The sequence below is a fragment of the Stenotrophomonas sp. 169 genome, from assembly GCF_014621775.1.
Classification (GTDB): Bacteria; Pseudomonadota; Gammaproteobacteria; order Xanthomonadales; family Xanthomonadaceae; genus Stenotrophomonas.
On sequence record NZ_CP061204.1, the window covers coordinates 3,437,440 to 3,449,535 of the forward strand.

The window sequence follows — 12,096 nt, forward strand, 5'->3', positions numbered from 1 at the left end:
TCTTAAGCAGCCGGTCACACCCCACCAGAACTGTAGAAAAAAAACGCTGCAAACAGCGGGAACTGCGCGATGATTAGAACAATCAGGATGACCTTATTAATGAACCTGGAAAACCAGAAAACCAAGCAATTAAGAAAAATCATCCCAAGAGGTAGGCCTATCAAAAAGGCGGAGCGACTGGTTAGCATGCCGCTGATGAGGCCCGCTTCAGACCCACGCTTGTAGGCGCCGATTCCGTAGGAAAGTGCCACGTACCAGAGAAAGATGGGCAACGTCAATGCCACTCTGCGCCTGGTGAAAAAATCCTTCATTACGGCACCCCGGCATCATTTATAGTTGACGACGCCCTCATGCCCAAATACTGGAATATGAGCGGCCCTGCCAGCTGATTTATTACAGGCATCGCCCCCACGCCCGAACCAACTACTTGGGCACCAATCACGCCTCGCCTTTCAGTTATTGATATATTCACGGAACCTCCAAAAACATGACCCGGCAAAGTAGCATTGGTAATGGTCATGCTGCATTGATCCACAGTTTGCCGGATCGGATTATCACCCTCCAGTCGTAGATCCCTTGTCCCTTCGAGGGCAGGAGGCGCACCGGGCGCTGAGAATTTCTTCACTGCTTCAAATGCTTGCGCCTTAGTGCACCCTCCCGAGCAGAGCGGGGTCCAAACTTCGTAGTGGTGAGACCCTACTGTGGGCGGAACCGCGCCTGATAGCTTGTAGATGTACTCGAGATCACGTGATCTGAGGCCGAACGGGTCCAACAGGCTGAGCGGATCAGCGCTTGCATAGAGGTATGGGTTGATTCCACCCGCCAACCCAATCGGATCACTCTGCACATACCGCCCTACCCCCGCATCATAATCCCGCTGGTAGTTGTAGTTCAGCCCGCTCTCCGGCGTCGCCGGCTGCCCCGGGAACCGCAGCGCAAACCCAAACGCGACGCCATCCCCATCCGGATCCTCATTCGCAGCATCCGCCCCGAACGCCTCACCCGCCAGACTCCACTCCCAGACAGGCACATTACGCGCCGCATCAATGATCACCCGCGGTGTCCCCAGGTGATCCGGCTGCACGTAGCCCAGCGCCGGCACACCCGCGCTGGATTCACTGAACACCGCAATCGGATAGTTCTCCAGCCACACCACCTGTTGCAGTGGCACCCCGCTTGCGCTGTATTCGCCCAGCCACTGGCCTGATTCGTCATACAGCGTCGTGGTGGTCTTACCGGCCGCCTGCCGCAGCACGCGCTCGCCCCGGTCGTTATAGCGGTAGATTCCCAACGACGTGGCTCCCTGCTTGACCTGTCCCAGTCGGCCAGCGCTGTTGTAGGCGTAGGTCAGACCATTCATCTGCGTTGTGTTGCCCGCAGCGTCATAGGTCCTCGCCAGACCGCCCACGCCGGTCAGACGATGGCTGGTAGCCGGATAGTGATACGCCAGCGTTCCTGCATCGCTGCCGGCCTGCGAGCGGTTGCCGGTCGCGTCCCAGCCATAGGTATGCGTCGGCATACCCGCCGCATCCGCCGCCTGCAACAGGCGCCCCATTCCGTCGTAGCCGTAGTTCGCGAGCACGCTTCCGGTTGCACCGGCACGCAGCTGGGCAAGCGCACCCACTGCGTCATATCCAAATCCGAGCTTGAGCCCACCGGCCGACGCATCGCTGACACTGGTCACCCTGTAGTCCTGATCATGCGGACGGTTCAGGCGACGTTCGTTGCCATAGGTCCAGCCAGTGATCGGGCCGAACGGCGCATGGCCGACCTGCTTGACCAGAACCTGCCGAGCCAAAGTTCCACGCTTGAGTCCTACCTGGGTGACGCGGCCCTGCGCATCCCGCATGTAGTCGGCCACTGCGCCACCGGGATAGATGACAGACGCCAGTCGGCGTGCCTTGGTGTAGGTGCACTGCAGGGTCGTCGCTCCGTGGGTCACCTGACCGCAGCGGTCGTGGCAGTAGTTGATCATTCCATCAGAGATCGCCGAGGCTCTTGGGTTTGCTCAACCGACCTCCACCCGCAAACGTCGTGCCGCTCCACGTAGCGAGCCCGACGGGACTATCCGCAAACCACCAGAAGAGCGTTCCCATTCAGAACCTGCTCAAATGCATGCAAATCTGGAGCCATAACCATTACGTATATGGGCCCCGCCTCATCACCACGCTCGTAAGCGAACAAAAATTTGTCTTTTCCATCGCTTCTTTCCTTACCGAGTAATTTGAATCCATCCGTTGCGGCTATACCTTTCTTGACAGCTCTATGTGAGAACCTTGGGTGCCCACCTATCTGAATTTCGGCCACTGAATCATTCACTTTGATGTTGCCCAAATCAAAGTCCGGCCCAGGCTCTTGAGGCTGAAACGAGACACCCGGCGGAAGTGCCGCACAGACGTTGAATCTTTCGCTTAAAACGGCTACCTCCTGTTCAGCCTGGCAGGCAGTAACCAAGACCATCGCAGCGAAAAACAAGAACTTAGTTGCAACCGCAGCCATGTCGAATCACCTCGTTTCCAGCCGTCAAGAAATCTTTATTGTTCTGCTCATTCACAAGAACAGTCAGATTTCTTCCCATAATGCCGGGCCCATAGTCTCCGAGGCCTAAGAGGTGGCCCGCCTCGTGCGCGAATGCAGCATCCCCCCACTGACCAAGCAGATACCAGTTGCGGGCAAGCTGCGCGACGTATTGCTCGCGCAGGCGGGGTCGAGTAGGAACATGGCAAGCAAAATCTGGGGACCACCATCGAGCTTCATGGCGAAGCTCCAAAGTCGCAATCGCGATTCGTTGCATCGACTACATTCCTCCGGTGCACCTCAGTTGCTCCCCCAGATATTCAGCCACAATAGTGCGATGCCAACCGGGGTGGGGAGGGGTACTTCCTGACTCGAGCTAGCAGCATGCTCGCATAATCACTGGAGAGACATGGTTATCCGAATATTGGCTCGTACCAAAACATCCCCTTTTTCCTCAGCCACGGAAACCTTCCATCATCAAAAACCGAGAGCTGCGCCATGTCGATGCCGTAGCGAGTAAAAATTGAAATCAGCTCAGACAGGTCATTATCCCCAAGGGTCGTTGCCACGCTCAAGTATATTGAATCGCCTTCCCCTTTAATTTTTTCGACGGCAGGAACGGAGCCAAGCCAGGAGAACAGGTTTTCTTCATCGCGAGGCGAGAAGTAAGTCAAACTATAAATCTCCAATACAACTAAGCCAGGCCCTGTCATCTCTCCCTCCCGCCGGGATACTTGTTCTTATAGCCGCCACCATTAAGCTAAATGCCTCAATGCTCAACACCGTGAGCTGCTTCGCCCTGCCCAGTTGGAACCAACACGTTCGATTTACCTTCTTCGCGCCCCGAACCGCAGCTCCATACGCCCTTCGCTGCTGCAAACGCTACCAACTATTTGAGAATTGTCACGCCGACGCATACCGCCCGCATTGAGCCTTCGACGGTGAGGCTTTTGAACGCAGCACCCCATACATTCTAATCACTCGCAACCCCGAATACCTCCGAGTACCAAAAAGCACTTGGATCCCTGAAGCTCTTTGATATTCCAGGAACGTCTAAACGTTTGAGCTCAGGCATTGGAATTTGATACCGAAGAAAAAGTGAGACGAATTCGAGTGCGTCATCAAATGTAATCTCATCCCTATCAACAACGGCGTATATAGCTCTACCCTGACCAAAGACATCGGATACCGATCCAATACCTTTCAGCCACGCGAAGAAATACAGCTCATCCTGAGCCGAATAGAACTTGACGCCAGCCATCTCTATTTCTAAAGGCTCCTGGCCACTCATCGTCTTTTGCCTCCTGGATAAACATTTTCGTAATCTCTACCATTTTTACCCTGCACGTCCCAGTGCGGACCTCCGTGCGCTGAACCGCCCTGCCCACTAGGGACCCATACGTTACCATCCGCGTCGAGCCATCCGTTACCGCGCCCTTTGGGCGACTGCTGCCATTTCGGCCCACCCTTCGGCGGACAGTAGCCTTCCGCATCGCCAGGCAAACCCGGAGCCTTCGCGCCATGCCTATCATATGCATCACTGGGCGGCTTGACGTTATTTAAAATTGTTGCAGCAACTGGAATGGCCGGAAAATTGATTGCTCCCAGCTGCCACGTCGTGTTGACGACGTCCCCGAGCGTGACGGTCGGCAGCGCCCCTGTGGAGTCTCCGACAGGGTATCCATCAACCGTATATTCGGGGCTCCGCCCTGGCATGTACCCAGGGGGATTGACGTTGCGAATTGAGCGCATTTGCAGTCCATCCGGATCCGCCGCTAGCAGAGGCCCACCGGCAACATACCCGTATGTGCTAAGCCCGCCCAATAATCCAATCGGATCACTCTGCACATACCGCCCTACCCCCGCATCATAATCCCGCTGGTAGTTGTAGTTCAGCCCGCTCTCCGGCGTCGCCTGCTGCCCCGGGAACCGCAGCGCAAACCCAAACGCGACGCCATCCCCATCCGGATCCTCATTCGCAGCATCCGCCCCGAACGCCTCACCCGTCAGCGCCCACTCCCACACAGGCACGTTACGCGTCGCGTCGATGATCACCCGTGGTGTGCCCAGGTGATCCGGCTGCACGTAGCCCAGCGCCGGCACACCCGCGCTGGATTCGCTGAACACCGCAATCGGATAGTTCTCCAGCCACACCACCTGTTGCAGTGGCACCCCGCTTGCGCTGTATTCGCCCAGCCACTGGCCTGATTCGTCATACAGCGTCGTGGTGGTCTTACCGGCCGCCTGCCGCAGCACGCGCTCGCCCCGGTGGTTATAGCGATACATTCCCAACGACGTGGCTCCCTGCTTCACCTGTCCCAGTCGGCCAGCGCTGTTGTAGGCGTAGGTCAGACCATTCATCTGCGTTGTGTTGCCCGCAGCGTCATAGGTCCTCGCCAGACCGCCCACGCCGGTCAGACGATGGCTGGTAGCCGGATAGTGATACGCCAGCGTTCCTGCATCGCTGCCGGCCTGCGAGCGGTTGCCGGTCGCGTCCCAGCCATAGGTATGCGTCGGCATACCCGCCGCATCCGCCGCCTGCAACAGGCGCCCCATTCCGTCGTAGCCGTAGTTCGCGAGCACGCTTCCGGTTGCACCGGCACGCAGCTGGGCAAGCGCACCCACTGCGTCATATCCAAATCCGAGCGTGAGCCCACCGGCCGACGCATCGCTGACACTGGTCACCCTGTAGTCCTGATCATGCGGACGGTTCAGGCGACGTTCGTTGCCATAGGTCCAGCCAGTGATCGGGCCGAACGGCGCATGGCCGACCTGCTTGACCAGAACCTGCCGAGCCAAAGTTCCACGCTTGAGTCCTACCTGGGTGACGCGGCCCTGCGCATCCCGCATGTAGTCGGCCACCGCCCCACCGGGATAGATCACAGAGGCAAGCCGTCCCGCCTTGTCGTAGGTGTACCGCAGAGTCGTCGCGACGTTGTTGATCGTCTGGATCTTACGGGTCACCTGACCGAAGCGGTCGTGGCAATACTGGGTAGATCCACCGGGGTGAACCACGCGCCCAACTCGACCGATGGCGAAGCGCTCTGTCGTTGCGCATGCCGCCGGTGCGACGTCGTACTGCACCGTCACGTCTTGAATGGGGTCGGGATAGGCGATGGACGTAACGCGGTTCAACGCATCGTAGCCATAGGTCGCAGTGACGCCACGCGCATCGGTACGCGTCGCCATGTTACCTGCGGCATCACGGGTCATTGTGGCGCTCCCCGTGTCCGGGCTGGAAAGGACCAGCAGGTCACCGAAGCCGTTGTACTGATAGTTGGTATGCAGTCCCTTCGGATCGGTGACGCGCGTAACGTTGTCCAGCGCGTCGTACTGCATCAGGGTCTCGGCCGCGACACCCGCGCCGTCCTGCAGCGAACGCGCCAGACGATTCAGCGCATCGAAACCCTGCGTGCTGGGGCGAAGCAAGGCGTCGGTGACCAGGGTCGGATTGCTGTTGGCGTCATAGCCATAGGTCGTAGCGAAGTTACCCGCGTCCTTGAGCGCGGTCAGCTGGCCCAGCGTGTCGTACACCCGTGCCATCGTGCGGCGAAGCGTACCTGCATCGTCGAGCACCTTCTCCTGCAGGCGATTTCCTGAGTTATCCAGAACATAGTGCAGTGTGTTTCCTGACGTGTCGGCGATGTCGGTGAGACGCTGCGCGGCATCGTATTCGTAGGTGATGGCACTGCCGTCCGGCTGGTTCACCTGCTTGACCTGGCCGGTCGGCCAGTACGCGATCGAAGTGACCCGGTCGTCCGACGTGGTTGCGCCACGGACGATCACCTGCGTCGGCCATCCACGCGCATGGTATCGATAGTCGGTGATTACATTGTTCGCGTCCCGCGAGGAAAGTACGCGTCCCGCCGCGTCGTAGGCCAGCACGTCGACCTTGTGCCCGAGACCGTTGGTGGTGCTGCGCAGATCGCCTTTGCGGAATGTGCACGCACCAGCGCTGCTGCAGCCGGCATCATCTGCGGTGTAGTACGCGTAGGTGACGGTGTCGGCCACGACGCTGCGCGGCCCATCCACGCTGCGCAGGAGGCCAATCTCCGGGCAATCGTCTCCCACCGTTTCGCAGTAGGCAAGGGTGGTCACACGCGTCTGCCCGCTGACAAGGTCCTGCACGGTGATCGAGACCGGCTGCATCCTCGCATTGCGCGTAATACGGGTTTCGCGGTTTGCTTCGCGCTGCAGTACGACGGATTGCTGCCGACCGCCACGTGGGTGGTCGATACGCGCTGCTCGGGCAGGCCCGCCGCTTCGGTCACCGTGTGGCTCTGCACCGCACCCGCAGCGGGATCATTGATGTCTGCATACAGGTGGCTGGTCGCCGTGCCGCGACGGTCCGTGACGCTCTGCACGCGTCTGCGGAAATCCGTGGTTTCCGGCAGGTAAGTTCGGCTGATGCTTCCCTGGGAATCGGTGATGCCATTGACCTTGCGCGGCAGACCGCTGGTGCCTGAGGCCGTCAGCCCAAAGTTCGACTGCCGACCGAGCGCATCGGTCACGACGGTGCCCGTCGCGGTATAGGCCAGTTTGACACCATCCACACCGACGTCGCTCTGCGTGCAGTCGCCCGAATGCCGGCTGCAAGTGACCCGGCCCTTTTCGTCATAGCCGAACCAGCTGAATCGCTGTCCATCCTCCGCCGTTATGCCTGTGAGGTGTTGCGGGAAACGGCTGTCCTCGTAATGGTAGGTACGCGCACCACTGTCCGGGTAGCTTGCCGAAGCCAACTTGCCGTTGCCGTCATAGAGATAGGAGACGACGACGGCGCCACTGATCGAGAGGGACGAGATGACCGTATCGTCCGCGGGCAGCGCGTACTGGAGCGTTACTTGTCGCCCTGTTGAATGTGTAATGGACAGCAAGCGGCCGCGCGCGTCATGGATGTACTGAAGCCAGGTGCCGTCCTCGAACTCGCGCCATTGCAGTCGGCCGGCTGCGTTGAAGACCATGACTTCATCGCGGCGCCGGAGCGTCCAGTCGGTGCCCTGCTGTGAAACGCGGTCGCCGCTGCCATTGTTGGCCTCGTACTCTGTCCCTTGCTTGACGAAGGCGATGTGGCTGCCATCTGCCTCCACCAGGCCGACCTTCAGTTCGGTCCCGGCAGGCATCGTGGTCGTATCCACGCCCATTGCGAGCCGGATGTTGTGCGAGTGCGTCCAACCCGGACCGAAGGCACCACCGGCCGTACTGCTTTGAGAGTGGTAGTAGCGATTGAAGGTCAGCCAGCTGAGGGAAAGATCTTCCTCAGTTTCGAACTTGTCACCTGTCGTGGGATCGCAGGGATTGCCTACATTGCATTCATTGGTAAGCGGGCCGCTCCAGTAACTGAACATCGCGGCATATGCCGGATTGTCCCATGTCGTCTGCATTCCACAGGCTTCAAGCTCCTCACGCCACTGCATGACACTGGGATTCGGACATTTCACCGAACGCCGTCGTGCGACGGTCAGCGTGTTGCTGGCGGCACTGCACTGACCAGTTTCAGACTTGGTATAGAACCCAAGCGCAAGCGTTCCATCTTCCTGGGTATTGCTGCCATCAGCGCCGGCACCATCGCCTGCCGAAACATCCCATGACACGGGCGAGGCACTCGCCGCAGGGCACCCGTCCGTGGCAAAGACGCTGATGATTTCAGCACGCAGCGCTTCTTCGCTGTCGAGCGGCGGGCGCTCGCTCCATGAGTGCATCCAGTCGGAGACAACGACAGGAGCCGGCTTCACGCGATAGTCGTAAACCGTCTTGGCGCCAAGGACCGTCTGTTTACGAACCTCCCAAGAGAAAGGCCCGTTGCCTGCATAGGGCGCGAGTATGGCCTCGACGTCCTGCTGCACCCGTCTCTCTGTCGCTCTGACCTGGCCCATGCTCATCTGCGCATGCCACGTCTTGATCACTTCCTGCGCAGCAACCTCGCTGCAAAAGAAGCATGAACCCACGATGGCCACAACACAGGCCGGGGCGAATCGGGCAGCCAGCATCCTTGTCCTCCCTCCATTGAGTAAACCTACAGCGAGCAGCCACCCGCCTTGCTTCGCATCAAGCCATACCCAAACCGTGAACGTCCGTGAACCATACCTCAGTCCGAAGAACGAAAAAGGGGACGGAGGGGATTAAGTCGTAATCGGCCAAGCCGATTACGACTTAATCCCCTCCGTCCCCTTTTTTTCAATGCACGGTGCGGTTGGCCTGAGGATCCAGGCGGTCGATCACGCCTTGCATGGCGCTGTCGAATGCGCCGTTGTCTACGTGCGGGCGCAGGCGGCCGAGGCGCACCATGACGGCCAGTTCTTCCGGGGAGGCGACGCAGAAGCGGACGCCGCGGCGGTTGACGAACAGCAGCCGCTGGGAGATCGGGCTGATCCACGACAGCTTGCCGGCCTGCAGCTTGCCGTCCTTGTCGATGAAGTCCAGCCAGATGCCGATCTCCATGCGACGGAAACGATCGGCGTCGGCATTGTCGAAGTTGTCGTCATCCACCGATGCGGTCACTTCCGCAGAGGTGGGGTCGGTGGGCGGCGGCGGCGGCAGCATGCCCTGCGGCAAATCCGGCAGCGCGCGCTCCAGCTCGGGACGCGACTCGGCGATGCTCTGCAGCGTGTCGTGCAGCGCATCGATCGCGCGTGCCGCGCCGTCACCGTGCACGCCGACGCTGGTGAACACCCGCCCCAGTGCCGGCTGCCACGCCTGCAACCACGGCTTGCCGACGATCTTGCGCCGCGCCTCGGCGACTTCATCCAGCAACCCATCGGCCAGCGCCAGAGCTTCGGCCACCGATGCCCCATCGTCGCCCTCGCGCAGCAGCGCCAGGGTCAGATGATGCTGCCACGGCTGGCGCAGGAACTCGGCGATCGCCTGCGGCAGCGTCGCGTCGGCGATGCGCCGATCCAGCTCGGCGCTGGAGCGTGCACGGGCCAGTTCGAGTTTCTCCTGGCCACGCTGCGTCTCCGCTGCACGACGCTCGGCGATCTCGATCCGCCGACGGTGCTGGGCCAGGAAGTCGCGGAATTCTTCTTCCAGGGTGAGGAAGATCGCCAGGTTCTCGTTGAACTCGGCGACCAGTCGTTCAATGATCTCTTCGACCTTGCCCATCAACACGCGCTCGGCCTGGCTTTCGCCGGTATTGCCTTCGCAGGCCTCGGCCAGCGAGTTGAGCAGCTTGCGCGCGGGGTGGGTCTTCTGCACGAACATGCGCCTGTCCAGCATCGCGACCTTCACGAACGGCACCACCAGGCGACCGATCAGCTCGCGCGAGCGGCCTTCCAACTCACGTTCGTCCAGCATGACGTCGAACAGCATGCCGACCAGATCGATCGCATCTTCGTCCTGCGGGTCCAACCGGGCCTGGCTGGGGTCCATGCCCAGCTGGGTCGCGTTGGACAGCACTTCGCTCTTCAACCGTTGCGCCAGTGACTCGCCGTCTTCGCCGATGGCTGCACGCAAGGTGGCGCTGGGCGTGGCCTGCAGCAGCGAGAGCACCGACATCATTTCGCGCTGGCTCAACGGACGCTGCTGTCCCACCGCGACCTGTGCGGCGGACGTGGCGTCCTCGCGTACGTGGCGGGTCTGGCGCAGCAACTCATGCAACGCATCCAGCAGCATGCCTTGTTCGCCGCCCTGCCCCGAGGGTCCACTTTCACCGTCACCCGGCATGCCCTGCAGCGAACCGCGCTGCTGCGCCCAGCGGTCCGTGAACCGTTGCGCCCACGCCGGTGCGGCCTGGCCATCATCCTGCCCTTCATAGGCGTCCGCGCCCGGTGCCTGGCGGTGTTCCACCAAGTCATCCAGCATGCCTTGCGCGGCAGCGGCCTGCTGCGGGCGCGGTGGCGGCGGTGGCTGCCGGCGTGGCGTTGCCATGTTCGGCATCACCCCCGCCTTGACCAGATGGTCGTCCACCTTTTCGTAGATCTTGCCCACCGGGCCGTGCAGATCGCGCTCGCACAACTTGATCAGGACCAGGCGGACTTCCGGAGCCAGCTCGCAGTCGGCGAACGCCTCGTGCACCGCCACGCCCAGATGTTCGGGGCTGATCGGATTGGTATCCGCATCCAGCTCCAGACCGCCGCCGATGAAACCCAGCCGCCGATCAAGGCGGCCCAGCACGGATTTGAAATCGCGCAACAGGATGGTGGCGAACTGCCGCGCCGCCAGGCGCGATTCCAGTTCATGCTCACCCACCAGGCTCAGCACTTCGTCGCCTTGCCCGGACAAGGTCACCTCGGCCGACAACGGTGTACCGGCAGCAAAGGCATCCCAGCTGCGCTCCAGATGGGCGATGAAGCCATTGCCGATATCGTCGCGCCGTCGGCGCAGCTCGCGCATGCCATCCAGGAACAACAGCTGCGAGGAGCCGGCCGTTGCGGCACGGTCGAACAGCACGTCGTCGAACCGTGCGAGCACGGTCGTGAATGCAAGCGATAGCGCGGGCAGGGTCGCTTCGCGCACCAGCATGAGCTGGGTCACGTCGCGTCCCGGCGTTCCCATCGGACTGGGCGTCACCATGCGTGAAGGCTCCCCACCTTCGGCGAAACTGGATGCTGCGGCGATGACATGACAGCTGACGCCTCCCCGGCGTCAACTGCTCGATGGTACGTCGTCCGCCCCGCCGCAGACAGTGAATCAGTCCTCACTTCCAAACCCCACGGCCGGGCAACTCACAACATACGTATCGTAAGCGGTGCAGGGGCTGCAGCGCGAGCGCCATGGCGCAGGCACGGGGAAAATGGAGCCTGATGGACATCACATTCTGTCACTGGGAAGGGGAGGCCGGCACGGGCCGGCTGACGCGGGCCACTATACCCGGCGACCTGTGATGAATGATTAAGCCGCGAGGCACTGGGGGCGCAGGTTCCGGGCTCCGTTCACACGGGGGGTGGCGCCCCCCACCCTTGCCCGTAGCTGACTGCCTTCCCGGCCCCGCCAGGTGACGTCGCTATACTCAGGGTTCCGCTTTACTGACTGGCCCCCGCATGTCCGATCCTGCTGCCCTGACCGCCCTCGATGCACGCCGTTCGGTGCCTTCGCGCCAGCTGGGCGAGCCTGGCCCGGACGCCGCCACCGTGCTGCGCATGCTCGAATCGGCCGTCCGTGTGCCCGACCACGGCAAGCGCGTGCCCTTCCGCTTCCTGCAGATCGACGGCGACGCACGCGCGGCGCTGGGCGAATTCCTTGTAGGACGTGCGCAGCAACGTGACCCGCAGGTGTCGTCCGCGCAGCTGGAGAAGGACCGCCAACGGTTCAACCATGCCCCGCTGGTCATCACCGTCGTCAGCCGTATCCGCCCGGATGCAAAGGTGCCCGCCGAGGAGCAGCTGATGACGGTCGGCTGTGTCTGCTTCGCCCTGCTGCAGGCCGCACAGGCACTGGGCTTCGGCGCCCAGTGGTTGACCGGCTGGATGGCCTTCGACGCAGCCGTGCACGCCCATCTCGGACTGACCGAGGAAGAAGGGATCGCCGGTTTCATCCATATCGGCACCCCGAAAACCGAGATCCCCGAACGCGACCGGCCCGATCCGCAGGCCCTGCTGCAGCAGTGGACGGGCACGGCGTGAGCGCTGTCGAGCGGGTCGATGA

The 12,096-nt window shown here is 61.3% G+C and carries 9 protein-coding genes; 1 reads left to right on the forward strand and 8 read right to left on the reverse strand.

The genetic code is table 11. From position 1 onward, the window contains the following. Positions 1-14 precede the first annotated feature (14 nt). From ICJ04_RS15110 to ICJ04_RS15145, 8 genes are all read right to left on the reverse strand, one after another. Positions 15-311 carry a hypothetical protein gene (locus ICJ04_RS15110; protein ID WP_188324995.1) on the reverse strand — a complete coding sequence of 99 codons (297 nt, stop codon included), beginning with the start codon at positions 309-311 and terminating at the stop codon, positions 15-17. After that, complete coding sequence (locus ICJ04_RS15115; protein WP_188324996.1) at positions 311-1,975, reverse strand: RHS repeat-associated core domain-containing protein; 1,665 nt, start codon at positions 1,973-1,975, stop codon at positions 311-313. Before ICJ04_RS15115 ends, ICJ04_RS15110 begins: the two co-directional genes overlap by 1 nt. An 89-nt stretch (positions 1,976-2,064) precedes the next feature. Then, positions 2,065-2,499 carry a hypothetical protein gene (locus ICJ04_RS15120; protein WP_188324997.1) on the reverse strand — a complete coding sequence of 145 codons (435 nt, stop codon included), beginning with the start codon at positions 2,497-2,499 and terminating at the stop codon, positions 2,065-2,067. 431 nt (positions 2,500-2,930) lie between these two features. Beyond that, positions 2,931-3,230, reverse strand: a complete 300-nt coding sequence (locus tag ICJ04_RS15125; RefSeq protein ID WP_188324998.1) for a hypothetical protein — start codon at positions 3,228-3,230, stop codon at positions 2,931-2,933. Between the two features lie 260 nt (positions 3,231-3,490). Further along, complete coding sequence (locus ICJ04_RS15130) at positions 3,491-3,808, reverse strand: hypothetical protein (RefSeq protein WP_188324999.1); 318 nt, start codon at positions 3,806-3,808, stop codon at positions 3,491-3,493. Next, on the reverse strand, positions 3,805-6,666 hold the full coding sequence (locus ICJ04_RS15135; protein ID WP_188325000.1) for an RHS repeat-associated core domain-containing protein: 2,862 nt from the start codon (positions 6,664-6,666) through the stop codon (positions 3,805-3,807). The genes ICJ04_RS15130 and ICJ04_RS15135 overlap by 4 nt, the downstream gene beginning before the upstream one ends. After that, positions 6,612-8,504: a DUF6531 domain-containing protein gene (locus ICJ04_RS15140; protein WP_188325001.1), complete on the reverse strand. Its 1,893-nt coding sequence runs from the start codon at positions 8,502-8,504 to the stop codon at positions 6,612-6,614. Before ICJ04_RS15140 ends, ICJ04_RS15135 begins: the two co-directional genes overlap by 55 nt. A 187-nt stretch (positions 8,505-8,691) precedes the next feature. Beyond that, a complete protein-coding gene (locus ICJ04_RS15145; RefSeq protein ID WP_223203081.1) occupies positions 8,692-10,974 on the reverse strand; it encodes a DUF1631 domain-containing protein in 2,283 nt (760 codons plus the stop codon). Between the two features lie 518 nt (positions 10,975-11,492). Between ICJ04_RS15145 and ICJ04_RS15150 the strand changes: the two genes are divergently transcribed. After that, positions 11,493-12,074: a nitroreductase gene (locus ICJ04_RS15150; RefSeq protein WP_188325002.1), complete on the forward strand. Its 582-nt coding sequence runs from the start codon at positions 11,493-11,495 to the stop codon at positions 12,072-12,074. Positions 12,075-12,096: the final 22 nt, after the last annotated feature.

Excerpts from the sequence above, each read along its gene's own strand:
- ICJ04_RS15145 (WP_223203081.1), bottom strand. The coding sequence starts at position 10,974 with ATGCTGGTGCGCGAAGCGACCCTGCCCGCGCTATCGCTTGCATTCACG.
- ICJ04_RS15130 (WP_188324999.1), bottom strand. The coding sequence starts at position 3,808 with ATGAGTGGCCAGGAGCCTTTAGAAATAGAGATGGCTGGCGTCAAGTTC.
- ICJ04_RS15115 (WP_188324996.1), bottom strand. The coding sequence starts at position 1,975 with ATGATCAACTACTGCCACGACCGCTGCGGTCAGGTGACCCACGGAGCG.
- ICJ04_RS15120 (WP_188324997.1), bottom strand. The coding sequence starts at position 2,499 with ATGGCTGCGGTTGCAACTAAGTTCTTGTTTTTCGCTGCGATGGTCTTG.
- ICJ04_RS15110 (WP_188324995.1), bottom strand. The coding sequence starts at position 311 with ATGAAGGATTTTTTCACCAGGCGCAGAGTGGCATTGACGTTGCCCATC.
- ICJ04_RS15140 (WP_188325001.1), bottom strand. The coding sequence starts at position 8,504 with ATGCTGGCTGCCCGATTCGCCCCGGCCTGTGTTGTGGCCATCGTGGGT.
- ICJ04_RS15150 (WP_188325002.1), top strand. The coding sequence starts at position 11,493 with ATGTCCGATCCTGCTGCCCTGACCGCCCTCGATGCACGCCGTTCGGTG.
- ICJ04_RS15125 (WP_188324998.1), bottom strand. The coding sequence starts at position 3,230 with ATGACAGGGCCTGGCTTAGTTGTATTGGAGATTTATAGTTTGACTTAC.
- ICJ04_RS15135 (WP_188325000.1), bottom strand. The coding sequence starts at position 6,666 with ATGCAGCCGGTCTCGATCACCGTGCAGGACCTTGTCAGCGGGCAGACG.